Genomic DNA, 26,050 nt, shown 5'->3' with positions numbered 1-26,050 from the left:
CATGGGGCGCTCTGGAGTACAATGAAACAATCAATTTTGAGGGTGATATACACTAATGACAAATTATCATGGGCAATGCAGTTGCGGTACAGTTAAATTTTTATGTACCGGTGACCCCATCTTTACACAACACTGTCATTGTAATAAGTGTCGTGAAATCGCTTCAATGTCTAAAAATGCGAGCGACAAAACAGGTTACTCCTATACAGCAGCCTATTTAACGGACAAATTCAGCATTCTTTCTGGTCAGGATAATCTTGATGCGCTCATTAGAGAAACTGCAAAATTAGTGTTGTGTTCCTGTTGCAAAAGTCTTATTTACGGAATTTCCCTTGATCCGGCAAAACAAGGAGGTATTGGAATTAATGTAAATAATTTTGATTTTAATAAAAACATCCCTGACTCATTTAAACCGGTCAGGCACATTTGGTATGCGAATCGTATTATCAATTTCAACGATAATCTGCCCAAATATAAAGATGCTCCCTCGGAGCAATTCGGTTCAGGAGAATTATATGAATAGCTTCATCAATATGGAACAAACTGATGATTCAAATAACATTAACTGGCTTCAGCCAGGCTGTGGTAATCACTAGATCTCTCGGAACTTACGGAATTAAGAATGCTCATTATCTGAAAATTCATTGAGCACCCCATTATAAAAAATTTTATTGCTCACGGCGATATCACCTGAAAAGGGATAATCAAAACTCAATGCCAGAGCAAGGTTAAAACCCAAAAGAGCTGAAAAAAGCAACATTGGACTTAGTTTAATGATGCTGTCTTTACCCCTGATTATCCCAAGCATGAACGCTAAAAAAATTGAACCCCAGAATATGGAGTAACTTAAAGATTTAGGGATAATGCTGTCAATTTTATTTAGCCGATCCCGCCGTGATAATAATACGTTATTAATGTTATTTATGACCAGCCTGTAAAATATGAACTCCTTACTCGTCACTGGATCATAATTTTTTACTGTTAAATATAAATTATTCAAACTACTCCAGGCTTCAGGATTTTCTTCACCATGCCTCATGGCAGCCCATTCATCAACCCTTACCGCCACAGTATACTGACCTACTGCATCCCTGATTTTCGACTGAATTTCAGGAGGAAATGCTCCTATATCTCGCATTATAATGGCCAGATAATCAGCTTCCTTAGACACCGCAGTGCTCGCATCTTGTAAATAATTCCATGTATTTATAATGATAAAAGCAAGTAAAACAAAAAAGCCACCAGTCAAAATACTCATTAAGGAATTTGATAATTGTCGATGAGTATTATCTTTTTCATGGAAAAAAATATAATCGGAAAAATAAGCTGAAACATAAGATATTACTACAAACAGAGACATTAGCAGGATCATTAATATTCCAAATGGAATATGATTTATTAGCTCACGAAACATACATTCTCCATTCAGCTACAGTACTAATCCAAACCGATTTTATACCTATTAATTGAAAGTACTGTTTAATTAACGAATAATCAAGAAATTACCTGAACGTTTTTTTTTAAAAGCAACCACGAAACATAATGTGCCGCTCACCGCTTTAGTAAATGAATTGCCAATTGTAAAAAATTCTCAATTGGAAATTGTTATGAATTAGCTCTGATGGCCTTGGATTATATGGTAAAAGATCAACTCAAAGTGAACGCTGAAGTCTATTCTATAAAACGCGGAGACCATCTCCGTGCACAAAAAAACCTCGGATTACACTGCGATAATCCGGGCTAAAAAAAACTTAATTAATACTATTAGATTAAAATAAACCAACCCGGTTATGCTCTCGGCAGTTTCCAATTTATAAGCCAAATATGATGTATGCACTAGGGACTGTTGAAAATTGCTCCCGCCGCCTACGTGCCGCGGCTTGTCCGCGGCACGTAGGCGGCGGGGGCAATTGTCAACAGCCCCTAAATAAAATTTTATTTTTTTTGATGATGATCATAATTAATAAAAGCTTGTTTCACTGCGTCGAGACAATTGAGTATTTTCGGTTGACCAACGTAAAGCGTCAAAAGTACCAACATCTCTATAATTTCTGCTTTACTCACGCCCTGCAGTAAGCAATTTTCTGTATGCAAAGCAACCTCAAATTGCACTGTATTGTCCGTAATGATAGAGGCTAAAACCATCAATTCCTTTTCGCGCATACTCAGCGATGGTGTTTTGTTTTGCCATATTTCATGCATTCCCTGACGAACAATAACATCAGCTAAATCAGGAGAAAAATCTTCAATTTGTTTCAGCAAATCCATTGCTTTAGGCAGATAACGTGTCTTAATCGAGTCAACACCAATCTCATAGTCCTTCTTAATATCATCATCCTTCAAAGTGAATATCCTTATAAAATTACTCAAAAATATTAAATTACTCAAAAATAATTCGTACTATAAATATAATGCACAAAACTATAAAAGTCTTTACAGAGATAAAAAGGGTGCATTTTAACTATAAATTCTATTGATTAAGGGAGTTTAGATAAACTAAATGACTGAATTAAAAAATACCATTTAAAAAAGAATTTGAGCATTATTCAATAGTCCTGTTGATACACTTCACTTTGATTATAATGCATTTTAAAAGACCCCTGATTATTGCTGCGATTACTGAATCAGTAATGCAGTACTCTCCACCACTCGTTTTGCTCACCAGGTTCGAAACAATTAGGGGGCTCACAATTAAATACTATCAATTACCATGACAGGATTACCTTCCATAGCAGGCATCATCAAGGCATTTATCAATAAGCGCCTGAAAGACAAAAACCACACCATAAAGAGCCGAAAAACATCAATTTGACTAATGATAAATCAAGAGCCATATTTAAAACAAAATACTTATAAATTCGAAATGCAAATTTGGAGTATTAAAATATGCTCACTAAAATTTATCCCACCATGGATACTATCCACAATGTTGCTCGAAGACGAGATCCTCGGATAGAACAGATTAACCTTTATATTGACCAATATAATTCACTGACAATTGCTGATCAGGCATCAGCAACACATGCATTAAAACTTTTAAGACGTATAGACTACTTATCAAACAAACTCAAAGAAGAACAAGTACAAAATAATGAATTTGCCTTATGGCGCAGTCAGGATATGGTTAACATCGAATTAGACAGAATAACACCTCATCTTCCTAATACAATGGGATCACCCAATATAAGTAGCGACTCTGAATCCGGATACCATATTCCCAGCACTACTCACTGGAGAAGAGAGACAACTCCACGCAAGACTTCACTCACAGGTGGCACAATTGGTGTTCGTTCCAGTCAGTATGCGGAGCTGGATCCTTTTATTCATGCAGTGAAAGTAGCTGAGGCTGAACACACTCCTGGCTCCGAACCATCACCAGAGCTCATCAGAGCAACTGAAGCATTAGAATCAAAAATACTGTCCTTAGCAGTACCTGCCGATAAACCCAAAATGATTGATCGTATTGGACACTTATTAATGGTTGTAAACGGGTATTTATTCAGTCTGATGGAAGACATCCCTATTGCAAAAGAAAAAAATCCACTTACAGCATCCTCCTCTTCAAGCGTCATACCGACAGATGCATTACAAGATAGAGATAGACTGGTGCCTTTAGTACATCACCTGTCCTCATCAACAGCAGCACTCCCACTGGGTGAGTACCATGCCTCATTTCTTGGTGGCAGAAATAACTTGAATTGGTTAGCCGTTAATCCTGAAACAGAGGAAAAATATGTTATCCGCCTAGAACCCGCCGGAGATGGAGAACCCATATTTATTGCTACCGATTATTTACTTGTTGATGAAATAAAAAAACATCCTGATTTAAATAAGTTTATTGCTAAAGATACAACTTTTTTTCCTACAGGAATCGTACCAACCATTGATGGGAGTGATAAGAAGCTCTATAACATTGCTGTTTCAGAATTTTGCCCACGAGGCGATCTGGGTAGAGCATTACGTCAAAAACAGGGGGCTAACTCCCCAGACAGCGAGGCTCCCAAAAACTTCGAAATCATGCAAACAGTTTTAGACCGGATGGAACAAACATGCGAAATGGCTGAGACTTTTCATCAAAATAATTTGATCTATCCAGATTTTAAAGCTGAAAATCTTCTAGAACGTGAAGATGGCAGTGTTATTACAGCTGATCTGAAAACTGTAAAACGCACAAACAACGGCATGATAATAGCAAATACTATTGATACTACCAAAGATTATGAACCACCAGAATGCGATACCCCCAAAGCATCAATCGATGCAAATAAATACATGACCTATCAAATTGGCCTGATGACCTATATGTTAATGACCGGTATTAATGGTGATGCTAAATATGAAGCCCTGGATAAATTGCAACGAGACAAAAATTTTGATTTTGACAGTCATCCTATTTTTCAAAGCGAACAAGGTATAAAATCAAGACAGCTAATAGAACGATGCATGAACCAGGATCCGGCTATAAGACCAACGCTTTCTGAAGCCAGAACCCAGTTTGCAGCCCTAAAAGCTGAAACGGCTCTAAGACTAAATCCCGATCAAGAACAGGTACACGATCAAGAACAAGTACTATCCTTAAACTCCTGATCGTAGTGCATTAGGTGTACTTTGCTGTGACAGCATAGTTAACTTGTCTTGGAATTCAAGATAAAGAGGTGATAAATGTTTTTTATTTTCCAAATATTCGAAGGCCATAGTACCATGCTCATCTCTAATCCATAACAGCTCTTGAAGTGGCTCTGCATCCATGAGTTTTTTTATAACGCCCTCGTCAGCATACCTGCACGCCAAATGAAGCACTGTAGAATTATTTTCTGTTATTGCCGTCAATAAGTAATTATCCTGAGCAAAATAATCAATTAAATTATTTGCATTCCGAATAATAGCTTTATGCAGTGCATTTTCCCCAAGGCTATCCGCGAGGTACAAAACTTCAGGATTTTTCTCTACAACCGATTTTATTATATCAAGATCATTAAATTCCACCAGATTAATCAATAATGAGCCACCACTTATATCTTTACTTGTTAACAGTTCAGGTGAAGTTCTACTGAGCAACAGGCGTATGCAGAGTATTCGATCAGCAGTACCACCTCCATTTATATCCTGCTTGATTGAGGCCAAATGGATTGGAAGTTTACCCGAATTATTAAAGAGGTTGGGATTTGCATTTTCGTCCAGTAATACTTCTGTACACAAGACATGACCAACAAGACCAGAACAATGTAATGCGGTGTTTCCAACTTTGTTTTTAACGCTTAAAACAGACTCTTTATCCATTCCTTCAGATGAATGCAGGGCACGAGAAATAAAAACATCAAAACCGGAACTGACTGCTTCATGCAATACCGTATTTCCCATTTTTTCATTGACTACCGCTTTAAGAGAAGGCTTTTCATTTAATTGAAAATACTTTAATAATAGTGGATACAATAGGTTTATATCAGGATCCGCAAGAGAACTTTTAACATTTTTTTTACACCAATCCAGTATTTTTATTCTATCATGTTCGTTTAGATTGTTTGGTGAGCCTTGTGAGTCAGAACTTGAACCAGCAACACCAGAGCTGGCTTCTGTGCTTATATTTAAAACCCTAAGTAATTCATACCAATTTTTAATATCATCATCGGCTAGCATAATGAACTACTCCTTCAATTTATTTTGTCAATATAAGTAAATATACACACATATATGAATTATTGCTAACCATTATGCCATTATATTTAACAAATTAAGTTTATTTAAATAATACTCATCTCCTTTTATGTGAGTAGCAGTTTCTAATTTCTTGACCCACTATGATAGAAACACTAAATCCAGTATTAATTCTTTTGATGATTATCATAATTAGTGAACGCTTGTTTCACTGCGTCGAGACAAATGAGTATTTTCAGTTGGCCAACGTAACGTGTCAAAAGCACCAACATCTCTATAATTTCTGCTTTACTGACCCCTTGCAGTAAACAATTTCTGTATGCAAAGCAACCTCAAATTGAACTGTATTGTCAGTTCGGTAGTCCTGTTAATAAACCGAGTTTTGCTTATAATGCATCTACAAAAGCCTCTACGCGGGAAAAATGATCTTGCCAGGTTGGGATACGGAAGCCTTCCATTCGTTGTAATTGTGCATTTCTAAGAGCACTGTTTTCCAGGGTATACTGTTCTATGCATTTCATCCACCCCAATCCATCCAAAGGATCCAGATACTCAGGGATGTCACCAGCTATTTCCCGAAAAACTGCTAAATCGCTGGCTATAACAGGTACATTAAGACTCAAAGCTTCGATGAGAGGAAGCCCATACCCTTCCGTAAAAGAAGGAAAAAGTAATGCTCGGGCATGTTGTAAATAGTTGATCATCTCGTCATCAGTACATGAAAAGTCGATTACTTTATCCCGTAACTCCTCGCAGCGATCCAGCATAGCCAGCGCATATTCATCTGTAGCGCTGCGTTTACCAACTATAACCAACGTGGGTACATTGTTTCCGTAACGATTAACCATATTGCGCCAAATCTGCAATAGCAGCAGATGATTTTTTCTCGCTCCTATGGTACTCACCGTAATAAAGTAAATACCTTTAATCCGAGGGAGAGTTTTGTGATTTGTAGCGAGTATACCTGGAGCTAAAGTGGATGTCAGAGTTGGAGGACAAAATGCTCCAATATGAGCAACATAACGCAATAAGCTTTCCCGGGTAGCTTCTGAAACAGTGATTATGCCTTTGGCGTGCTCCAGTATAGTTGATAATCCAGTGGAAAATTTCGCAGTGTGGTGTGCTGTACAATATTCAGGATTTAAAATAGGGATGAGATCGTGAACTACAGCAATAATTTTAATTTTTTTATTATTCAAAGCTTGAATATAACGAGGATTTCTAAATCCACCTTGATCTACTTTTAATAAATAATATTCTGTATCAGGTACAGTATGGCGAGAAAATAAAATCCCTTTAAGAATCAATTTCATAATAGGTTTAAATAAACGCGGATCCCAGGCAAGAAGCAAATTCACTATTTCTTTAGATTTCTCGTGAGAGAGAATAAAAACCCATTTCCCCCCCCTGATCAGAACCTGTATGGAGTCTTTATAATGGTTTAAATAGGCTAAAGTAACCCTTGGAATGCCGTGAGGAGGCCTTTTGTGTCGTAGTTCATTTACCAAACTTGAAATATCTATCAATACGCGTTTCAAAACTTAAATCCCTGAACCACTATAAGGACGCATTCTAGTGCTGATGTTATAGAGTATCAATAAATTACATAGATTAATTAAATGAAACCAGAGGAGCAAATGAACTAAGTGGAACCTAATGGGTGCCCTCAATTAAACCCTGGTAACCCGTATTACCCCTCGCTAATCTGGGCTACGAAAATAATCCTTAACTTAATGGCCGGGACTCTCAGTGTTTCTGATAAAAATTGAGTTGTTAGAACAGTGGATATACTTTAATCTAAAGTAATAATTGAATGAGTAGAACAATACAAATAGATGAGCTATAGGATTTGGCAGACAATTATTGCCATTTGGGTATTGATTACGTATACATTGCTTTTTTATCTGATATTTAATGATAAATTCAAGCTGGATTTCAGCACATTTTATTCATCTATACAGGCATTAATGCATGACAATAATCCTTATGCGACATTAGTGGCCGATTATTTACCCATACCCAGGAAGTTATCTAGTAATTTATGTCCGCCTTTTTTTCTGGTTTTAACGTACCCTTTAGGTCTGCTTAGTTATCACACGGCCCTGCTATGTTGGTTTCTTTTTTCCTTCATTTCCGGATTAATTGGAGCCGGTATTGCCATTTCTCTCGCTTTTTCAAAAGACAGCATACATAAATATGGCTTAATCCTGATGCTTATCTATATGATGCTGTTCTCAACGATAATGAATCTCGTGATTGGGCAAATCGGTTCGATTTTATTTTTGTTCATCATGTTGGGATACTATTATTACCTGCGAAAACGTGATTATTTGGCAGGAATATTGTGGGCAATTATAATTTCAATAAAGCTTTTTCCAGGATTATTGTTTTTTTATGTGATTTCTGAGCGTCGTTTTAAATTATTTTTCACAATGATCTTCATTTGCGTTTGTTGCTGGGCTATTCCTCTATACTTTTGTGGACCGCAAATTTACCGAAATTATTATAATTTAATGAGTACTGTTTCCTGGTATGCGGACAGCTGGAATGCAAGTATTTATGGGTTTTTATACCGACTTGTTACTTATAATTTTGATGCCCCTTATGAGCTGCGACTTAAGATCAGCTTTATTTATATAATTGTATTTACTGTCGCCTTTGGCTTTTATTATCACTGCTTACGCAGAACCACTAATGATAGTACCACTCACCCGGTAAACCATTATCGATTCTGCCTCACATTAGTGTTCATGCTATTACTCAGTCCTTTCGGCTGGATTTATTATTTCTCTTTATTAATCCTGCCTTTGCTACTGTTTTGGTCTAAAGAAGTGCAAAAAACGAATACCCCAACACGTACATTAGGATTTTTTTTGATCAGTGTATTTTTGCTGAACTTCCCCTTTGATTATGTAAAAATTGGCTACATGCCTCATTTTTTAACTCGAGCCACCATTTATTCTTTTCATTTTTATGGTTTATTATTGCTTGCGTATCTGATTATCAAAGAAAAAGAATTGCCAGGACAGAATGAACTGATTAAAGCCCCCCTTTTGAACTCATTAATAATCATTGTCATGCTTGGTTCGTCTATTCCCTTGGCAAGTTTTATTGTTACGCTTATTTACTACTGATCTGCTGGTTTGGGTACTATTTTTGAAGACTAAGCCCTTTATTCATTTTGATAGTTGCATATCCTTTGGAAGCTACTATACTTAAATAGGTTATTTTTTGTGCATATAGATTAAGAAATCACCAAGGAGATCCTCATGAAGATCAAAGCAACAACAGTTGGATTACTTTTTACTGCTGCCATGATTTTTGCAGCAGGCCCATTACAAGCAGAATGTGTTAATCCAGAACCAGGATGGCATATGGTTTCTAAAAATTGCAACATCAAAAATGCCGATAACTGGCAAGAATATACCAGCGGAGTATATCTTCAACCAGTTCCTGGAGCTCTTCTAAAATAGATTCAGGATAAAATAACATGTAAACTAGCCAATGGGATCTCACCAAGTCTGATCCCATTGAAAATTGATTGTATAATCTGTCTCAATTCAAGTAGATAAAGCCAATTAAACCATCATCTATATCTGAATGATGAGTTGTATCCAAACTGTTTTTTAAAGGGAACCAATGTACTGTAGTAGGCTTAAACACTTCTGTTTTGTTTCATTGGTATTGTTTGCTTTTCTTGTTTCTTTGCAAATGCTAACAAGAATTTGGATGGTTCATGAATTTATTTTAACCAAAAATAGTACCCTGGAAGATAATGTCATAATAAATTTATTAATTACTGGACTACGATTTGATTTAAAAATTGCTGCGATTTTTATTATTTTACTTCTAATACTCGCATCTATTTTTTGTTGGTTTGAATGGAGTTGGCATTTATTAAAAAAAATTTTCTTGACGAGCTCAGTAGTACTTGTATTTATATTAACCCTACTTTCTTTTGCTAGTTATCATTATTTTAAAACATTTAATCATAGCTTTGATATTTTTGTTTATAATGTCACTTCAGAAAATAAAACAGCCATACTGGAAGCAGTTTGGCAAAATTACCCTATTTTGAACAGTATAGCATCTGCCCTTGTGTTATCACTTCTGACAATGGGTATTATCAAAAAACTTCTAGTACGACCGTTAAATTTAATTACATACAGGATCAAATTTATTATATTAATGGTTTGTTACTTTATAATTCTACTAGTATGTGGCCGAGGAAGCTTCGATACATTTCCTTTACGAAAACAGCATATAAACATTTCAACCAATCCTATTGCGAATGAATTAGTTCCTAATCCAGTAAGTGCGCTATGGTGGGCATATCAAGATTATCAAAATAAATATTCATTTGTTCCTGTTACAAAACAGGACGGTATAAAATTATTAAATTACTTTGGACACAACTTACAACATAGAACCCCTGTTAACTCATGGTTATCTCTTCATCCCCCAAATGTTGTTTTTATTCTTACAGAAAGCCTGGGTTCAAATATTTTAGAGATAGGCGAACAGACACAAAATAATTTCTTAGGTAAGTTAGATAATCACTGGCAAAAAGATTTTATTTTTAAACGTTTTTTATCAGAGAAAAATGGGACGACAGATAGTCTAGAAGCCATTTTTTTTCATTCTCCATACGCCCATTTGAGCAGCTCGGTTAAAAAAAATATCCCACTTAAAGGTACGCCATTTTGGACCTATAAAGAAGCAGGATATAGGACCATTTTTATCTGCTCGCAAAGTATGAACTGGGAAAATCTAGATCAGTATTTAAAGGTCCAGGGAGTTGATAAAATATATGATTTGTCTTATTTAAAGAAAAAATATCCTGAATCATCACAAGATGAAAATTCTTATGGCGTCCTTGACGAGTATGCATTTAAGTTGGCCAAGTCAATATTATTGAAAGCAAAAAAGCCGGTATTTATAAGTATACTAACTATAACAAATCATCCCCCTTTCAAATTACCTAATCACTATTCTCAAATGCCTATTTCTCATAAAGAACACTTTAAACAATATGGCTTTAAAACAAAGAATGATTTTATGCAATTGCAAACCTATCGATATACCACCGATCTTCTTGGCGAATTTATTGATTTCATTAAAAGCTCACCTCAAACAAACAATACTATTGTAGCTATAACAGGTGATCACAAAGTTAGAAATGTTAGTATGTCTTATCCAAAGCAGCTTGTATTAATGTATGCAGTTCCTTTTTATTTGTATGTTCCCCTTAACATCTTAAATCATGTAAATTGGCATTATGATCCCTCTCGAGTAGGATCTCATAAAGATATTTTCCCTACATTATATGCATTTAGTTTATCAAGCCAAAAATATAATAGTCTTTGCGGTCGAAACATGCTTTCTAGGATTGACGTGGATACCTGTGCTTTTGGATATAATGAAAAATTGTGGATTTCATCTGAAGGAGTATTCCCTCTTGATTTAGATCATCCGATTTATTTTACCTGGGAGAATAATAGTAGTTTACTAATAAATAATAATTTATTACCTACTCCATCTCATCAGTCTAAAACATTCAAAAATTACAAACAGCTTTTAGATTGGCAATTAAATTATCAGACTACTGTCTGAATCAGGCAAGGTCCCGATGAGTTTACAAACGAACTGAATTAAATTGTTTTTATTTGTATAGCGTTCACGACAGAATGCCCTGATACACCTGAAAGTCTTTAATTGGGTATAGGTATTTTAAAACACCTCTTTCTCGTGTTCAAAAGCATCTTGCTTAAAATCCTGACACGAAATTACTCTAAATACACAATTGATGCTATTCGATTAACATCCATTATTCATTTGGAGAGTATTTGAATCTGCCCACGGAATTTTTTCTTCAGGATGTAACACTCTAGGTGTCAGCTCAAATAGTTCGAATTCAGAGTGTGTTGCTTTCCAGTGGTCTGATGCACCTTCAGCAATAAATCCACTATCTTCAATTTTATAAGTTGAACCATCGAAAATATACTCTACAGACAGTGTTTTTCTCGATCCCGACAAGGCATCATTGAGCATGTAGCACTCTCCAACCCATGGATCAAGAATGACAACATCATCACCCCATTTTTTGGGATTATTGATATCCGAATCTGCTTTGCGGTTAATTACGACAAATTCATGATCATCATTATCAATTGAGAACGTTTCAATGGATACTGATGTTTTAATACCAGGAAGATTCAATTCTGCAAAGCCTTGAGAAGGATAGTGCATTAATAAACCAATTGCTGCCTGAGAAAGGTCGGAACAATTTCCAATCCCCCATTGCGCTAATCTTTTAGTAATGCTCTCTACGCGCTCCTTAATAGTGTAATCAGATTTATTTTTTCGTTTCTCTTTAAATTCTAGAGATTCAATTTCATCATAAACGTAATTATTTAAATCAGTCAGTGTGCATTCTATTTCCACAACCTGAGACTGCTCATTAAGTTCTATGTGATAATCTTCTGCCTGACATTCACTCTGTAAATAGTTAGACAAATTTACAATATTGACTTGATCTCTGTTTATTTTGATCCTGCCTGACTCATAGTGTTCATCAGGCACATTGGAAGAAATGTCGATATCCCAGCTCAATATAAGTTGGCGTATACCATCCTGATCATTTCTGGCACGCATTGCGTTGATCCAAAGAAGACGATGAATTGGCTGCTCTGCAGAAATCTCTTCAATTATATTGGTATTCGAGCTATAGGGTGCATAAAATTTAACTTTATCCAGGATGAACTGAGCAATTTTAAGCAAATCATCACTGATTGTTCTTACACTTCTGGAAGTATTTTTATGGCTAAACATAATATTTCGATTCAAACTATAAATTAATCCAAATTATAGACGATTAGAACCTGGAGAACCTAGTAAACCAGTGGTCAGATCCTGCTTTTTTGCCTCTAGCCTGAAAATACAGCAATTAAGGATTACTTCTTAATAATTAGTTCTAAATATTTTAATTATCTATCAAAAGGCAATAAGTAAGTCCAGATTTAGCATGTTAAGACCATTAGGCTAAGAAACGAGTTCAGACCATTGCAAAATTAAAAATCAACAGTTCCTCACGATTAAAGCATTGTCCGACAACTAGACGAAATTATGTGTTGATGGCGTTATATTAATATAGTGCAATAGACCAATATTCTCTCAGTTCGCTTCATTCAGATTGGTGTTGGGTCAAAACAACCCAACCTACCTTGTTTTTAATAATATTGCTCTCACAATTATTTCGGTATATGCTGATGGCTCATCCAGTACCTATTTGTGACAGAGTGATTTTTATCAGAACGGCAAATGTTTATTATTCATATGGAAATGGGATAACTGGTTGTATGTATGAGCCCCTAGGTGATGATAAAAATTATTCTATTAAGGAGATCGGAAATTATGCGCACTTTATTTGATTGGCTTCCCAAAGATTTAGGTTTTGAGAAGAATCCGAATGAGTTTGGTAAAGAGTGCAATAAAGCTTATGGGGGTCTACCTCCTCAATGGGGTGGTACAATAGACAGTTGTGAAGTTAAAACTGAGTATTTTGCTCTGGTATATAACTTTATTGGATTTGTTGGTTCTCTGGCAGCCGTAGTGGGAGGATTTATAGCGTTACAGTATGCAAAAAATACCCTAATTGATGCTGTTTCCGAAAACAAACCTGAATATGAATGTCAGAATCGTGCCTTAAACTTTGATCGGTTTGGGGGATAATACAGCCGAACTCAAGCATCAAGCGACAATTTAAGTTTCGGGTTTATTGTTCTAAATTCGTCCAGGCTAGTTATACGCTTTAGTTAGCATAAACTGGCCTGAAACGCACATCAATCCAATCACCAAAACCTAGTTCACTAAAGATCTCAGAAAGCCCAATCACACAACTCAGAAAAAAAATTTTGGCTTATTTGAAAGAAAAAATAACGTACTCCCCTGCTCGAGAAACAATGGGCAAAACATCATAAGGAGGATGTGGCGTTGGAGAAGCTAAAGCAGATAATCGGCTTTGTGACGATGAGCCTGCAAAGAAGGTTGGAGCCCTTGCCGAAGCAGGCACCTGTAATAGCACGCTTTGTTGTGGCACTGATTCCATTAAAGGATGAGCCGTGTTTTGAACAGCTTCCTTCTGCTCCTCCTCCAAACGCTCCTGTTTTGTTTTAAGAACCTGAAATAGCTCCTCCACTTCACTTTCAGTAACCAGTTCCACAATTTGCTTAGTCGGTATTATAACCTCAGATACTGTTCTGAAGAACTCTGCAACAAGTTCCAGTCTACGTGCACCATGATGTTGAAATGCTATGCAAACAATATCTCGAATTTGAAGCCCCATACCTATAAGCTCATCATGTTTTGCACGCACGCTCTCTAAAGTCAATGAGCCATTACGACGAGATACCATATGGATAATATCCCAAGTCAAATAGCCCCGTGCTCTAAGAGTTGTGTAATGATCCATCAAAGCCTGAAGATTTTTGACACCCTCTGGACAAGCACAAGCCTTAATCAGATCCTTATGGCCTAAACCATTGTCCTTGACAAGGCCTATAAGGGTATTATGCATCCTAATCAATGCCTCAACACCCCCATGCTGACCCGCGCCCAGAAATAATGAGTGAATACTCTCTTCTTTATAGCCCAGTTGTTCCAATGCCTTGTAATACCTTATGTAGGTATCTCCAGGGAAACCGCACTTCGCGTATCCTGAAGCGAGACTAATTGTATTTCTTTCTGACCAGAAGTGGTTGTTTGTATCGACACTCCTGTGTACTCTGAAAGAACTGGAAGCAGCAGATACCTCGCCTCGAACAGCTCGCTGCATACATTGTTGACTGGGATTGTCAGGTTGTAAAATATCATCCCCATCTGGCTTTTCTATTCTTGCACTGGAAGCTAAGGGAGTTTTCAATAAATCTTCGGTCAAAGTTCGTTTGTATCTGCGCAAAACAGGTCCATCCAATATGGGAGCACTGCCACTCAACAAATGTGTAACTGAAGGCAAAATAATCATATCTGGTGAGTCGACAGGCAGGTTCTGCTGATGGTCCGGAACAACCGATGCGCTTGATGGAAAGACATCATCCAACTGTGATGATGGACGGGCCAAAGTCAAAGAAGAACGTTGAGACATAGAGCCTGCAGAACGCGAGAAAGCAGATGCATGAGCTTGTTTCGGTAATACCCAGGTAAAAGCAGATCCACCGCTTCGAACCTTTGAAGTTGCCTTTTTTCCAGACGACGTGCGCTGAATTTTAGCGACGCTTGCACTTGATGTAGAGGAACAGGAAGCCGTCGCTTCCTCGCTTCGGACAACGCGCTTCGACTCCCTGCTATCAGATTTATGAAATTTATATTCAGTCCATCCATCCAGGTTTTTTGAACTCATCTTAAAAGCTGAAGATGTGTTCAATACACTTTCAGTCGAAATTGGCTTGTATCCGTCAGAAAAATATCCTTCAGAATTCGAACCAGGATTATCCAACAAGCCCGTCACTGGAGTTAAAGGAGCTACATCAGGCAAAAGCAAAGGAGGGTTTTGCAACCCCAAAAAAGTAAGGGTATTTGATGCCTGCACATAATCTTCCAGATCACCCGATAGCGTTATCTCAGGTAAATCCAAAGACAAGCTTTGTCCGTGCCCGGAAAAATCAAACTCACTTGATAGCGTCATATCAACATCTACATCATACGGCACGAGAGGAGAATCATTCAAGCAACCAGGCGTGATCAAGGATCCCGGTACGTTCGGCATTTGTTCCTCATCATCACTCAATGAAAAATAAGGAAAATCATCATCATTTATCATAATTCGCTCGATTATTGCCTGTATAAAACTGTATTGTCGCAATATAGTACAATTTTAACATTAACAAAATATGAACAACACCCTCTTGTGGTTAAATTTTTTACACTTAGAATAACAACATTGATTCCTTGATTGTACAAAAATCTATAAGTATGTTTTGCATTATTACTCTGTTTTATTCATAATTGCTGAGTTTTTTTCAAGCTATCTCTTAATTATAAATGGAGATTATTTTTTATTATTACACAGACTTATAATGCAAAAATGGTTCATTGCCCTTCTGGTTTTTTTTGCACTGGGATGTGCTTCTGCTGACACTTACTCAACTCCCAAACCAGGCCATTGGCTGCTTGAAAGTACATTTCTTTATTGGTCACAAAGCCCTATTCCAGGCTTGGCCGGGGAATCTGTACTGGATTTTATCATTGTCAATGGAGCGCCACCATCTGCTCCTGGTGCAACAAATAATGGCATAATAAATAAGAATCTTTTTGGATATAATCCTGGTTTTCGTATTGCTGGCACTTATGCTTTTAGCAAGTCTGATTTCCTTGCTCTGTTACGTTGGACTCAAATTAAACCTTCCCGTGAACGCACAGTTGCCGGCCCCTATTTAATTCCTTTTAACACAAGTCCATTAGGTCTAGGACCTTATAGCGGCTCTGCATTGTCTAACAATTATGGTAAGTATCAGAATGGGGAGTTGTTAATTGGTAAAACCATATTGGATCAATCTCCCATAAATATGTCTCTTTATATGGGTCTAAATTATCTTCATTCAGATATTATTACAAATACAAGGTATCAGTCTGCCACCACGGTTCAATTTAACCGCAACCATTTATGGTTAAATGGACTGGGGCCTGAATTTTATATTGACAATTACATCAAATTGATGACACTTAAAAATGGACAACTTTCCATGCGAGGCAGTATGCAAGCAGGATTCATTGTTGTACGAGGTCCGGTTGGAGAAAGTTATGAAATAACAAACGGTATTATCAATACGGATTTTAAAACTCAGGTCGACTGGATTGTTGATCCCTCATTTGATCTTCGTTTAGGACTGGGTTATGACGCCGAGGTTGGCAAGGGTATAATAGGAGTTCAGGCTGGATATGAGTTTCTTACCTATAATATCGTAAGTGCGCACGGTCCATTTGTCACTCTTCGAATTATTCTTTAAAATTATTAATTGTTATTCACTAATAGGAGCGCTGTTGCGCTCCATTAAAACAAGCACCTAGGGGGCAGATTCTTAGCTATCCCTTATTGTCTCCAGAAATCGGTAGTACTCCCGGGTTTGCACTTTGCTATTTTTTTGATGAAGCATGACTGATGAATCGGTGAAAATCCGATGAAACGCTTAGGCGTCTAATGCTAAGCCCCTCTCATTCCCCCGCCTAAGTGTCAGATCTTGCTTTTTGACTCTATCCTGAAAAGTCAGCAATTAGGGCTTAATTCTTAATAATTATTTCTAAATATTTTAATTTTCGTTCAAAAGGAAATAGTAAGCCCAGGATTAGCATGGTAAGACCTTTGGTATTGAGTTTACTGGTGGGCTCTATCACATTACCAGTCAAGGAAATAGAAAAGAAGCAATATATTTATCAGATTAAGACAAAGGGCAAAAGGCACGATTTGCCCCCTATTGTGCTGTGTATATTAAGTTCAGAAGATTAGGATATGAATTTATCCCCCGAAACCAACTATTATTTATTTTGATTCATATCGTTATATTAATCAGGTATGATTATTATCGGCTGCGTATTAGTTATTCTCACCAGTACATAGTGCACATACAATACTTAAATCGAATATATTCATGAAATGGAGATTATGAAATTGGATAGATCAGGTAAAAAAATGACATGTAAAGTCATCTCTGGTTGTTTGTTATCGTTATCAGCCTCAATTGCGTTTAGCGGCGCTATGGGTCCTGAATCAATTGTACAACCCGGAAAAATCTATGTGGGCGTTTTTGGTGGTGGCGGAGGAGTAACCAGTGGAGATATCAGCCAACTTGGAACAGCTTATTATCCTGAAAACCTTGGAGGTCCTCTAGCCGTTAATGCCTTCGGTACATCTGAGAGCAGTACCTTTGGAATGGTTGGAGGTCATATTGGATTTGCATGGACGAACATTATTGGGAGGCATTTGCCGGTAACACCTGCCTTTGAGCTAGAAGGTTATTACATGGGCGGAGCTAAAATAGAGGGTCACGATATCAGCAATGATACAGTAAGACTTGATGAACATGATTTTATAGTGAGCTATCCTTTAAAATCAGGTGTCTTTCTTATTAATGCCGTATTAAACGCTAACAATGCACTATTTGGCAATTTCAAACCCTACGTAGGTGTTGGTATAGGTTCTGCCATAGTCTCCATATCCAATGCTAATGCATTACAAACTAGCCCTCCGGAGCCTGGAATCAACCATTACAACTCCAATCCCGACGATAAAGCAGTTACTTTTGCCGCACAGCCCAAAGTAGGATTACGCTTTGATTTCAGTCCAAACACAAGTGTCTTTGCTGAATACAGATTCTTATACCTTTCAGAAGCACATTATACTTTCGGCTCAACTGTTGCTCCAGGACATTTTGCTACCGCTCCCTGGATAGTTAAAATAGAACCGCAGTATTATAATATGGGAACTTTAGGTATTAATTTTGATCTATAAGTAACTAAAGGAATCGTTCTTTTGCCTATGCGCTGTAATTCACTCTGCATAGGCAGAAAGAGCGGTTGTTCTTTCCGATGATTTAATGCCGGCAATTGTTGTAGACCTTACGAATTTTAATAGGTCTTGTTACAAATTCGCGTTCAGGGTCAGGCCTTGAATTTTGAATTTAGAAATCTATAGTCATAATTTTTTGACTATTTTACTTACACTAGAATATTGCAAACCAAAATAATCTCCCACAATTCAAGGGCTGACCCTGACCTCCAAGGCCTGACCCTGACCTCTTCAAAAAATCTTGGTGCGCAAACACCAAGAACCCGAATATTTGAACCTTTCAAGCGCCTCAAGGAGTTAAGGCCATGAGGATGATGGCAAGTCTCGAAGATGGCTCGTTGTTTATTGTGGTGAAGTCCCCACCGGCGTAGACGGTAGTACCGCTGAGAGCAAGAGTCAATACGCTGTTGTTGGCGTTGGAGACCAAGGCGGTGGCGTTGCCGCTGGTGGCGTCCAAGGCGGCAATGCGATTGCGTGCTTGGCCGCCTATGGAGGTGAAGGTCCCACCGGCGTAGACAGTGGGGCCACTGACCGCAAGGGCATTGACGCTGTTGTTAGCATTGGGGTCCCAGGCGGTGGCGTTGCCGTTGGTGACGTCCAAGGCAGCAATGCGATTGCGTGCTTGGCTGCCTATGGAGGTGAATGCCCCGCCAGCGTAGACAGTGGTGCCACTGACAGCAAGGGCATTGACGCTGTTGTCGGCGTTGGGGTCCCAGGCGGTGGCGTTGCCGGTGCTGGCGTCCAGAGCGGCAATACGATTGCGTGCTTGGCCGTTTATGGAGGTGAAGGCTCCGCCAGCGTAGACAGTGGGGCCACTGACCGCAAGGGCAGTGACGCTGTTGTTGGCGTTAGGATCCCAGGCGGTGGCGTTACCTGTACTGGCGTCCAAGGTGGCAATGCGATTGCGTGCTTGGCCGCCTATGGAGGTGAAGGCCCCGCCAGCGTAGACAGTGGTGCCGCTGACCGCAAGGGCACCGACGTTGCCGTTGGAGTTGGGGTCCCAGGCGGTGGCGTTGCTGCTGATAGCATCCAGAGCGGCAATTCGATTGCGTGCTTGGCCGCCTATGGAGGTGAAAGCACCACCGGCGTAGACGGTGGTGCCACTGACCGCAAGGGCAGTGACGCTGTTGTTGGCGTTGGGGTCCCAGGCGGTGACGGTGCCGCTGGTGGCATCCAGAGCAGCAATGTAATTGCGTGTTACGCTGCCTATGGAAAAGAAGGCTCCGCCAGCGTAGACGGTGGTGCCGCTGACCGCAAGAGCACCGACGCCGCCGTTGGGATTGGGGTTCCAGGTGGTGGCGTTGCCGGTGGCGGCATCCAGGGCGGCAATGAAATTACGTGATTGACCGCCTATAGAGGTGAATAAGCCACCAGCGTAGACGGTGGTGCCGCTGACCGCAAGGGCTAAGACGGTATTGTTGGCATTGGGATTCCAGGCAGTGGCGTTACCACTGTTGGCATCCAGAGCGGCAATGCGATTGCGTGCTTGGCTGCCTATATTGGTGAAGAACCCGCCGGCGTAGACGGTGCCACCGCTAACAGCAAGGACAAAGACGTTGCCGTTGGAGTTGGGGTCCCAGGCGGTGGCGGTGCCGCTGTTGGCGTCCAGGGCGGCAATGCGATTGCGTGCTTGACCGCCTATGGAGGTGAATAAGCCACCAGCGTAGACGGTGGTGCCGCTGACAGCAAGGGCATTGACGCTGTTGTTGGCGTTGGGGCTCCAAGCGGTGGCGTTGCCGGTGCTGGCGTCCAGAGCGGCAATGCGAGTGCGTGGTTGGCTGCCTATGTTGGTGAAGGTTCCACTGGCGTAGATGGTGGTGCCGCTGACAGCAAGGGCAGTGACGCTGTTGTTGGGGTTGGGGTTCCAAGCGGTGGCGTTGCCGGTGCTGGCGTCCAGGGCGGCAAGGTTATTGCGTGCTTGGCCGCCTATGGAGGTGAAGACCCCGCTAGCATAGACGGTGGTCCCGCTGACAGCAAGGGCTAGCACGCTGCCGCTGGCGTTGGGATTCCAGGTGGGGTCTAAAGTACCGTCGCTGAGAATATGGGCAATACGATTGCGAGGTTCACCGCTCACGAAGGTAAAAGACCCTCCGATGTACCAGCCGCCACCGCTATCGGCCACAACCGCACTGACTACACCATTAACGCGCGGGAAGGTAGCCAAAGGCAAGCCTGTGCTGTCGTCAATAGGAACTCCGTTGCCTATGTTAGGGCCCACTTGAGAAAAGACTCCTCCCAGATAGATGAGGTTATTGGCCGCATCCACTACGACCGCATTCACAGTCCCATTGGTCACATAAGGTAAAACCAGGGTTATCGTTCCTCCAACTGTATTGGTGTTGGTGCCTGCAACGGTAATAGCGGTTGGCGGATGGGATTGGGCGTTGGCAGTAAAGTGAAGGTTGCAGCTCGCCCCTGAGATTAATATGGTGCAATTGCTGGCATCTTGAGTGACGTCAGCCGCCAAAGCAGGTGGCAGAGTCGCGATTACATTCAGTGCGGTGCTGCTGCCTGTATTGGTCACGATTAATGAGCCTGTCGCATTTGGAGTCAATAATAGAGGCGATCCATTGACGGAAATCGCCGTAGCCGGTGTCGGTGTCGGTGTCGGTGTCGGTCTCGGTGGTGCTGTACTTAAGGTGATGTTGAGCTGATTACACAGGCTTGGCTGATAACATTGAGAGGGATTAGGACTGCTGTCAGCATTGATTTGGCATAAGGCAGGGCCGCCATGAATACCGCTTTGGGGCAAAGCGCTGCCGCTGATGACAAGATTTAACGTACAACTGCTGCCAGCTTGCCCTTTGGGGGCTAATAGACAAGGAGCGGTTTGTTTGACGCCTGGTATCGGCAAAATGACCAGCTGTTTGGATTTAGGGGATTGATTCTCAATGATATACTGTATTGAGGCACTGCCGTTTGCCGGTACCGCCTGGGTAGGATTGGAACCTACTGCCGGAGTGAATGTCCATAAGGGTCTAGCTGCTTGCACCATGGACATGGCCGTAAACAATAAAAATAATCCAACTAAAACGTGATAAATGCAAAATATTCGGTTTCTTTTCAGCACATTGGTATCCTTACCTCAGAATAAGCGAGATTCAATATCACCTCGTTGGTATAGAGGTAATTGAGCTTCAGACCAGCATTTGGTGTTTAACCATAAGCTTGTCCAAGAAAGACTATTCCAAATGATGATACTTTGTTAATGATTGAAAATCAAAAAAAATTCCCTCATTTTTTATTACTCAAACCTTGCCCCAATCATTTCGGAATAGCGTTCAGGGTCAGGCCTTGAATTTTGAATTTAGAACTCTATAGTCATATTTTTTTGACTATTTTACTTACACCAAAATAATGCAAACCAAAATAATCTCCTATTTCTTTTAAACTAAATTATCCGTATTTGTATGCAATTTGAATTCTTTCATTTTTTGTATCTGCCTTCTGTTCTATTTCTTTCAATGTGTGAATCTCCGTTTCATATTAAGCTTTCGGGATGTCTATTAAATTCATTTGAGGGTCAATCTTTTTCAACATCTTATTAATGAACCCATCATTTCCCAAATAAATTTGCTTTTTTAAATCACTCCAAGGAGACTTACTCATTATTCCATCAATTACAAACTGTTGATATGTCCTAATAGCTGCGGATACATCTTCACTAAATAAACAGAGAATTTTATCTACATATAACCCATTTGGTTTAGACTCTTTTAATATTGTTGCCAGATAACTACTCCATTTCCATTCATGCGGTGAAGTAACCATTTTTGCGCGTATAGGATTTAATACAATGTATCTTGATAGCTCAAGCAAATAATGGTCTTTATCAACTAATATTGCTTTGAATCGTCCTTGAAAAACATGCCCCACACGATTGTGTATTCGATTAAATTTTTGAGTTTAGACACCGTTAAGTAATGGCATACCTTTACTTAAATTGCCGGCTGGAGTCTCTATTAACAAATGATAATGGTTATCCATGAGACAGTATGCATAACACTCCCATGTGCATCTTAAACATGTCTCAGAAAGAGTATTTAAAAATAAATTTCGATCTTCTTCTGAAATGTAAATGCGCTCCCGACCATCACCCCTTGAGGTGATAGGATACAAGGCTCCTGGAAATTCTATCCGTAGGGATCTTGCCATGTTGGACTATTAATTTTTAATTTTCCTTTCCTCATGCTTTTAATCTATTTGATTCGGATCGTCAATAGATTCATCTGCTGTTAATTGATAATTCACAATTCAAGGCCTGACCCTGACCTACTGACCTACTAAAGGGTCTTAGCTTGAGGGCTATAGGCGCATCGCTCGACCTAAGCTTGTATATGACAATTATTTTATTATTGACAATATATTTCATTCAAAATTTTTAATTTGTTTAAAAAAGCAATTTATATTAGATTCTGCAGACATTGGATGCTCATTTGATTTTAAAAAGGAACATTTATGCCTACTGAAGCGCAAATAAAACTTAATGAAGATTTAAAAAATGCTGTTTGGAAAAAAGATTTTTCAACAATACAACAACTCTTTGAGCCTGCAGAAGCTGGTGCAGAAATACCTGAAATTAATGATACAACTGATCAATATGGTCGTTCAGCGCTTGGCATTGCCGTGATAATGAATTCTGCAATTATTGTTTCTTATTTATTAAAACATGGTGCAGATCCCGCCTTTGGAAAGTATCAAACCGCTGAGTCGGCAACCAGTATAGCCTGGAGAGAAGGAAAACTGGATGTTTTACAATGTTTTATTCCATCAGATAATATCGATAGAGTAATTTCGGATGGTGAAAATTTGTTTTTTCAAGCCGTGAGAAATAAAAATAATGCCATGATTCTTCACCTCGCAAGTTTGGGGGCAGAAGTAAACGGATACAATGATCAAGGTGATACACCTCTTATCGTCGCGTGTAAGGCTGGCGACAAAGAGCGTGTTCAACTCCTGTTAAGCCAGCAGGCTAATCCCAATATCAAAAGTAAAGAAGGCAAACCAGCCATTTTCTACGTACCTACTAAAGCACAACATAAAGAGCTTATCACGCTTCTTCTAGCTCGTGGCGCTAATCAAGAGGATTTAATTACTGAAACACGCACTTTAAATGATTGTATCATTTTGTGGGGTGAAGATTTATTTTCAGTAGAGTTAAATTTTGCTGAGATTGACTTAAATAAACTTATCTATGATAAAACTCCTTTAATGAAATATGTTGAAGAAGACAACATAAAGATGCTCACAAAAGTGCTTGCTGAACAGCAAGATTTGGATAAAACAAACAGCAAAGGGTGTTCGGCAATACACTATGTAAAATCGTGTGAAGCGTTACAATTACTTAAAGATGCAGGTGCTAATCTCCGCTTGCACAATGCAGAAAGGAAAACAGCCTTATGGTATGTGCCTACAGAAGAACTAGCCCGCCTCTTAATTAATGAAGGATGTGCATTTGATCATATTCCGACTAGTGTCAATTTTTTCGGTACTTCAGGAGCAACATTCTTGTTTCGCTGCCAATATGAAGGTTGGACTATCTTGGCCTCTGAATTGTTAGAGCAAGATCAATTTACTCCCAGGGTGATTAACGAAATTGTAGAATTTGGTGCGAGCCAAATTCATAATTTTTTGGGATATATTGCGCAACGAAGTTTTGAGCATAAGGATAGATTATTAAGGGCTGTATTAAATGCGGGAGGTAAAGCCACCGAAGACTTCGATCGTCATTGCATGGGAAATTTAAATGAGAATCAAGTAGCCATGATAAGACATAGAGAACATGCTGTCGGATTCGCAGGTACTATAATATTTCTGTGGGAAAAAGGGTATTTGGACGCAGATATGGAAATAAATGCTATAGCCATTGATACTCTCATAAAGATTATAGATAACAAGTGTCATCAGGTCATGGTTCAATTAGCCTCTTCAATTGCAATAAAAATGCTTTTTAAAAGTGATTATCGTGAACGTGATTTATCAGTCCAAGCGACATCCTCTGAGATGGATCAATGCAGATCAGAAGTCACCTCAATTGTAAAAAAGCATTCATTCCTGATATTGAAAATAGCGAAAACTCTGGATCTGAATAAACCCACAACAGATTATATTGAACCATTCGAACCAGTACTGATAGAAGAACAATTGCAAACACTACAAAAATCGTTTCGGGCTGAAGCTGAAGTCGAGCATGGTGCTAGCATTAGCCCTTTTTGATTTTAGGATAGTGGATATTATTATGAAACCTGGCTGGTTCAGTCATAAGATTTCTGTAGCCATGCGTTTGGTTAGCATTAAAGCGAATACCTTCGCCATGTGCAGAGATCACAGTGCGTTCAAGGTCAGATCATGCTTTTTGCTTTCAAGATATAACATAGCAAAAAACAAGATCTGACCCTGTTAATATGCGTGATGCATATACTGCCAAAAAAAAATTATTTTCAATTTCAATAGATGCAGTAACTCTTCGATAGGATCATTATTAGTGGCTCTTTTTCATTAGAGAAGTAATTTAGCACACCCCCCCAATGTTCTATAATTTTTATTAGTGAAAATTATTAAAACACATTAATCAATGCTAACGCTTTAGAAATTGGTCTGGAATTTTTTCCAATTGTTCATTTCAAAAATTCCATATTGTGCCATTGTATTTAAAGTTATACTTAAATTGTCATTTAATAGGGAAATGCATTGATGAAAGGACCAGAAGTTTGTGATACATATAAACCTTTGCAATTTTTTATCATTGTTTTTATTTTAACCTGGATATTCTGGTTTTCTTCTAATTACATTCAAGCTCAAAATGGAAAGGAGTTGTTTTTTTTACTAGGGTTAATTTCTCCCTGCATCACGGCATTTCTGTTCATCTTTTCAACTAAAAGCAAAACGCTTAAAAGACAATTTCTCAACAAATTATTTAATTTACGGTTGATTAAGGTAGGAACTCTAATTTATCTCCTCTTGATTCCACCTCTTTCATTGATTATTTCCATCTTAATATCACTTTTATTTTCCTTTTCAATCGACCAATTTAACCTTGCACAATCCTTTTCATTTCGTATAGCAGGGATTCCTACTCTTCTCATTCTATTTTTAGCTGCCTGTTTTGAAGAATTAGGCTGGAGAGGATACGGGATGGATAGTTTGTCAGCTCAATTTAATTATTTTATTAGTACTGCTATTTTTTCGGTACTATGGGCAGTATGGCATCTGCCATTATTTTTTATTAACCATAGTTATCACTATAATATTTTACACTTAAATCCATTGTTCGCGATTAACTTTATAATCGGTGTAATTCCATTTGCATTTATCATTAACTGGTTATGGAAAAAGAATAACTACAGCATTCCAGTAGCAATACTATTTCATTTTATCGCTAACCTTTCACAAGAAGCATTTATGATTGAGCCTGTGACAAAATGTATTCAGACATTAGTGCTGATTGTATTTGCCAGTATCATTATTTACAAAGATAGAACGATGTTTTTTGATAGAAAATAACCATTAATTATTCTGGTGATTTAGTGGCCCTGATACTTGAGCTGAGCGCTACTGAAACAGCCAGGGTAGCCTGGGAGCAGGCCCAAAGGCCGTATCCCAGGTTTTCATTGTACTACCATACCTCAACTAACCCCTATAAAATTCCATTCACAAGAAATCCAACTTCATAAACAAATATGGTTTATGTTCGCAAAGATTTTACGCCAGGAGGTACTTATTTTTACACTCTTGTTTTGACAAGTCGGAAATCACACTTATTAACCAGCCATATTGACCTTTTAACAAGCGTAGGTCGGGCGCTTCGCCCGACAATTCATTAACTCATATTAGATT

General features: G+C 38.8%; 21 protein-coding genes. 12 read left to right on the top strand and 9 right to left on the bottom strand.

Annotated elements, in window-relative coordinates; all coding sequences use genetic code 11:
• Nucleotides 1-55 precede the first annotated feature (55 nt).
• Nucleotides 56-523 carry a GFA family protein gene (locus tag Lqua_RS09450; RefSeq protein WP_058474041.1) on the top strand — a complete coding sequence of 156 codons (468 nt, stop codon included), beginning with the start codon at nucleotides 56-58 and terminating at the stop codon, nucleotides 521-523.
• 93 nt (nucleotides 524-616) lie between these two features.
• Here the strand turns inward: Lqua_RS09450 and Lqua_RS09445 are convergent, their stop codons facing one another.
• Both Lqua_RS09445 and Lqua_RS09440 read right to left on the bottom strand, forming a co-directional pair.
• On the bottom strand, nucleotides 617-1,414 hold the full coding sequence (locus Lqua_RS09445) for a bestrophin-like domain (protein ID WP_058474040.1): 798 nt from the start codon (nucleotides 1,412-1,414) through the stop codon (nucleotides 617-619).
• Between the two features lie 521 nt (nucleotides 1,415-1,935).
• Nucleotides 1,936-2,343, bottom strand: a complete 408-nt coding sequence (locus tag Lqua_RS09440; RefSeq protein WP_058474039.1) for a carboxymuconolactone decarboxylase family protein — start codon at nucleotides 2,341-2,343, stop codon at nucleotides 1,936-1,938.
• Nucleotides 2,344-2,886: 543 nt separating this feature from the next.
• Here Lqua_RS09440 and Lqua_RS09435 point away from each other — a divergent pair.
• On the top strand, nucleotides 2,887-4,587 hold the full coding sequence (locus Lqua_RS09435) for a protein kinase domain-containing protein (RefSeq protein ID WP_058474038.1): 1,701 nt from the start codon (nucleotides 2,887-2,889) through the stop codon (nucleotides 4,585-4,587).
• Here Lqua_RS09435 and Lqua_RS09430 read toward each other — a convergent pair.
• Together Lqua_RS09430 and Lqua_RS09425 are read right to left on the bottom strand one after the other, a co-directional pair.
• Nucleotides 4,576-5,637 carry an ankyrin repeat domain-containing protein gene (locus tag Lqua_RS09430; RefSeq protein ID WP_058474037.1) on the bottom strand — a complete coding sequence of 354 codons (1,062 nt, stop codon included), beginning with the start codon at nucleotides 5,635-5,637 and terminating at the stop codon, nucleotides 4,576-4,578. The genes Lqua_RS09435 and Lqua_RS09430 overlap by 12 nt on opposite strands.
• Nucleotides 5,638-6,041: 404 nt before the next feature.
• On the bottom strand, nucleotides 6,042-7,193 hold the full coding sequence (locus Lqua_RS09425; RefSeq protein ID WP_058474036.1) for a glycosyltransferase family 4 protein: 1,152 nt from the start codon (nucleotides 7,191-7,193) through the stop codon (nucleotides 6,042-6,044).
• 297 nt (nucleotides 7,194-7,490) lie between these two features.
• Between Lqua_RS09425 and Lqua_RS09420 the strand changes: the two genes are divergently transcribed.
• From Lqua_RS09420 to Lqua_RS09410, 3 genes are all read left to right on the top strand, one after another.
• Entirely contained in the window at nucleotides 7,491-8,789 is a 1,299-nt protein-coding gene (locus tag Lqua_RS09420; RefSeq protein ID WP_058474035.1) for a glycosyltransferase family 87 protein, read from the top strand.
• A gap of 135 nt (nucleotides 8,790-8,924) precedes the next feature.
• On the top strand, nucleotides 8,925-9,128 hold the full coding sequence (locus tag Lqua_RS09415; RefSeq protein ID WP_058474034.1) for a hypothetical protein: 204 nt from the start codon (nucleotides 8,925-8,927) through the stop codon (nucleotides 9,126-9,128).
• A gap of 256 nt (nucleotides 9,129-9,384) precedes the next feature.
• Nucleotides 9,385-11,268, top strand: a complete 1,884-nt coding sequence (locus tag Lqua_RS09410) for an LTA synthase family protein (RefSeq protein ID WP_058474033.1) — start codon at nucleotides 9,385-9,387, stop codon at nucleotides 11,266-11,268.
• A 204-nt stretch (nucleotides 11,269-11,472) separates the two neighbouring features.
• Here the strand turns inward: Lqua_RS09410 and Lqua_RS09405 are convergent, their stop codons facing one another.
• The gene (locus Lqua_RS09405; protein WP_133141090.1) at nucleotides 11,473-12,501 is read right to left on the bottom strand and encodes a hypothetical protein; all 1,029 of its coding nucleotides are present in this window, start codon (nucleotides 12,499-12,501) and stop codon (nucleotides 11,473-11,475) included.
• Nucleotides 12,502-13,068: 567 nt separating this feature from the next.
• On the opposite strand from Lqua_RS09405, the gene Lqua_RS09400 reads away from it, so the two are divergent.
• On the top strand, nucleotides 13,069-13,386 hold the full coding sequence (locus tag Lqua_RS09400) for a hypothetical protein (RefSeq protein WP_238585560.1): 318 nt from the start codon (nucleotides 13,069-13,071) through the stop codon (nucleotides 13,384-13,386).
• A 187-nt stretch (nucleotides 13,387-13,573) separates the two neighbouring features.
• Here Lqua_RS09400 and Lqua_RS09395 read toward each other — a convergent pair whose 3' ends face one another.
• Nucleotides 13,574-15,472, bottom strand: a complete 1,899-nt coding sequence (locus tag Lqua_RS09395; protein WP_058474031.1) for a hypothetical protein — start codon at nucleotides 15,470-15,472, stop codon at nucleotides 13,574-13,576.
• Nucleotides 15,473-15,728: 256 nt separating this feature from the next.
• On the opposite strand from Lqua_RS09395, the gene Lqua_RS09390 reads away from it, so the two are divergent.
• Complete coding sequence (locus Lqua_RS09390; protein ID WP_058474030.1) at nucleotides 15,729-16,658, top strand: Lpg1974 family pore-forming outer membrane protein; 930 nt, start codon at nucleotides 15,729-15,731, stop codon at nucleotides 16,656-16,658.
• A gap of 680 nt (nucleotides 16,659-17,338) precedes the next feature.
• Nucleotides 17,339-18,157, top strand: a complete 819-nt coding sequence (locus tag Lqua_RS09385) for an outer membrane protein (protein WP_058474059.1) — start codon at nucleotides 17,339-17,341, stop codon at nucleotides 18,155-18,157.
• 346 nt (nucleotides 18,158-18,503) lie between these two features.
• Here the strand turns inward: Lqua_RS09385 and Lqua_RS09380 are convergent, their stop codons facing one another.
• The gene (locus Lqua_RS09380; protein WP_162264396.1) at nucleotides 18,504-20,480 is read right to left on the bottom strand and encodes a beta strand repeat-containing protein; all 1,977 of its coding nucleotides are present in this window, start codon (nucleotides 20,478-20,480) and stop codon (nucleotides 18,504-18,506) included.
• 184 nt (nucleotides 20,481-20,664) lie between these two features.
• On the opposite strand from Lqua_RS09380, the gene Lqua_RS18745 reads away from it, so the two are divergent.
• Both Lqua_RS18745 and Lqua_RS18740 read left to right on the top strand, forming a co-directional pair.
• Entirely contained in the window at nucleotides 20,665-20,868 is a 204-nt protein-coding gene (locus Lqua_RS18745; protein WP_162264395.1) for a hypothetical protein, read from the top strand.
• Nucleotides 20,869-21,105: 237 nt separating this feature from the next.
• Complete coding sequence (locus tag Lqua_RS18740; protein WP_162264394.1) at nucleotides 21,106-21,252, top strand: hypothetical protein; 147 nt, start codon at nucleotides 21,106-21,108, stop codon at nucleotides 21,250-21,252.
• Between the two features lie 448 nt (nucleotides 21,253-21,700).
• Here Lqua_RS18740 and Lqua_RS18735 read toward each other — a convergent pair whose 3' ends face one another.
• Complete coding sequence (locus Lqua_RS18735) at nucleotides 21,701-22,090, bottom strand: hypothetical protein (protein ID WP_238585559.1); 390 nt, start codon at nucleotides 22,088-22,090, stop codon at nucleotides 21,701-21,703.
• Between the two features lie 30 nt (nucleotides 22,091-22,120).
• Nucleotides 22,121-22,369 carry a transposase gene (locus tag Lqua_RS18730; protein WP_238585558.1) on the bottom strand — a complete coding sequence of 83 codons (249 nt, stop codon included), beginning with the start codon at nucleotides 22,367-22,369 and terminating at the stop codon, nucleotides 22,121-22,123.
• Nucleotides 22,370-22,672: 303 nt separating this feature from the next.
• Between Lqua_RS18730 and Lqua_RS09370 the strand changes: the two genes are divergently transcribed.
• Both Lqua_RS09370 and Lqua_RS09365 read left to right on the top strand, forming a co-directional pair.
• Entirely contained in the window at nucleotides 22,673-24,430 is a 1,758-nt protein-coding gene (locus Lqua_RS09370; RefSeq protein WP_058474028.1) for an ankyrin repeat domain-containing protein, read from the top strand.
• A 477-nt stretch (nucleotides 24,431-24,907) separates the two neighbouring features.
• A complete protein-coding gene (locus tag Lqua_RS09365; RefSeq protein ID WP_065240164.1) occupies nucleotides 24,908-25,717 on the top strand; it encodes a CPBP family intramembrane glutamic endopeptidase in 810 nt (269 codons plus the stop codon).
• The last annotated feature ends 333 nt before the right edge of the window (nucleotides 25,718-26,050 follow it).

The sequence above is a fragment of the Legionella quateirensis genome (assembly GCF_001467955.1).
GTDB lineage: Bacteria > Pseudomonadota > Gammaproteobacteria > Legionellales > Legionellaceae > Legionella > Legionella quateirensis.
The sequence above is the reverse complement of the archived record's forward strand: the minus strand, read 5'-3'. Positions and strand labels throughout refer to the sequence as shown.

What these genes read in the sequence shown, in the direction of transcription:
- Lqua_RS09450 (WP_058474041.1), top strand. Translation starts at nt 56, where the DNA reads ATGACAAATTATCATGGGCAATGCAGTTGCGGTACAGTTAAATTTTTA.
- Lqua_RS09445 (WP_058474040.1), bottom strand. Translation starts at nt 1,414, where the DNA reads ATGTTTCGTGAGCTAATAAATCATATTCCATTTGGAATATTAATGATC.
- Lqua_RS09435 (WP_058474038.1), top strand. Translation starts at nt 2,887, where the DNA reads ATGCTCACTAAAATTTATCCCACCATGGATACTATCCACAATGTTGCT.
- Lqua_RS09430 (WP_058474037.1), bottom strand. Translation starts at nt 5,637, where the DNA reads ATGCTAGCCGATGATGATATTAAAAATTGGTATGAATTACTTAGGGTT.
- Lqua_RS09420 (WP_058474035.1), top strand. Translation starts at nt 7,491, where the DNA reads ATGAGCTATAGGATTTGGCAGACAATTATTGCCATTTGGGTATTGATT.
- Lqua_RS09415 (WP_058474034.1), top strand. Translation starts at nt 8,925, where the DNA reads ATGAAGATCAAAGCAACAACAGTTGGATTACTTTTTACTGCTGCCATG.
- Lqua_RS09410 (WP_058474033.1), top strand. Translation starts at nt 9,385, where the DNA reads ATGGTTCATGAATTTATTTTAACCAAAAATAGTACCCTGGAAGATAAT.
- Lqua_RS09400 (WP_238585560.1), top strand. Translation starts at nt 13,069, where the DNA reads ATGCGCACTTTATTTGATTGGCTTCCCAAAGATTTAGGTTTTGAGAAG.
- Lqua_RS09395 (WP_058474031.1), bottom strand. Translation starts at nt 15,472, where the DNA reads ATGATAAATGATGATGATTTTCCTTATTTTTCATTGAGTGATGATGAG.
- Lqua_RS09390 (WP_058474030.1), top strand. Translation starts at nt 15,729, where the DNA reads ATGCAAAAATGGTTCATTGCCCTTCTGGTTTTTTTTGCACTGGGATGT.
- Lqua_RS09385 (WP_058474059.1), top strand. Translation starts at nt 17,339, where the DNA reads ATGACATGTAAAGTCATCTCTGGTTGTTTGTTATCGTTATCAGCCTCA.
- Lqua_RS18740 (WP_162264394.1), top strand. Translation starts at nt 21,106, where the DNA reads ATGATATACTGTATTGAGGCACTGCCGTTTGCCGGTACCGCCTGGGTA.
- Lqua_RS18730 (WP_238585558.1), bottom strand. Translation starts at nt 22,369, where the DNA reads ATGGCAAGATCCCTACGGATAGAATTTCCAGGAGCCTTGTATCCTATC.
- Lqua_RS09370 (WP_058474028.1), top strand. Translation starts at nt 22,673, where the DNA reads ATGCCTACTGAAGCGCAAATAAAACTTAATGAAGATTTAAAAAATGCT.
- Lqua_RS09365 (WP_065240164.1), top strand. Translation starts at nt 24,908, where the DNA reads ATGAAAGGACCAGAAGTTTGTGATACATATAAACCTTTGCAATTTTTT.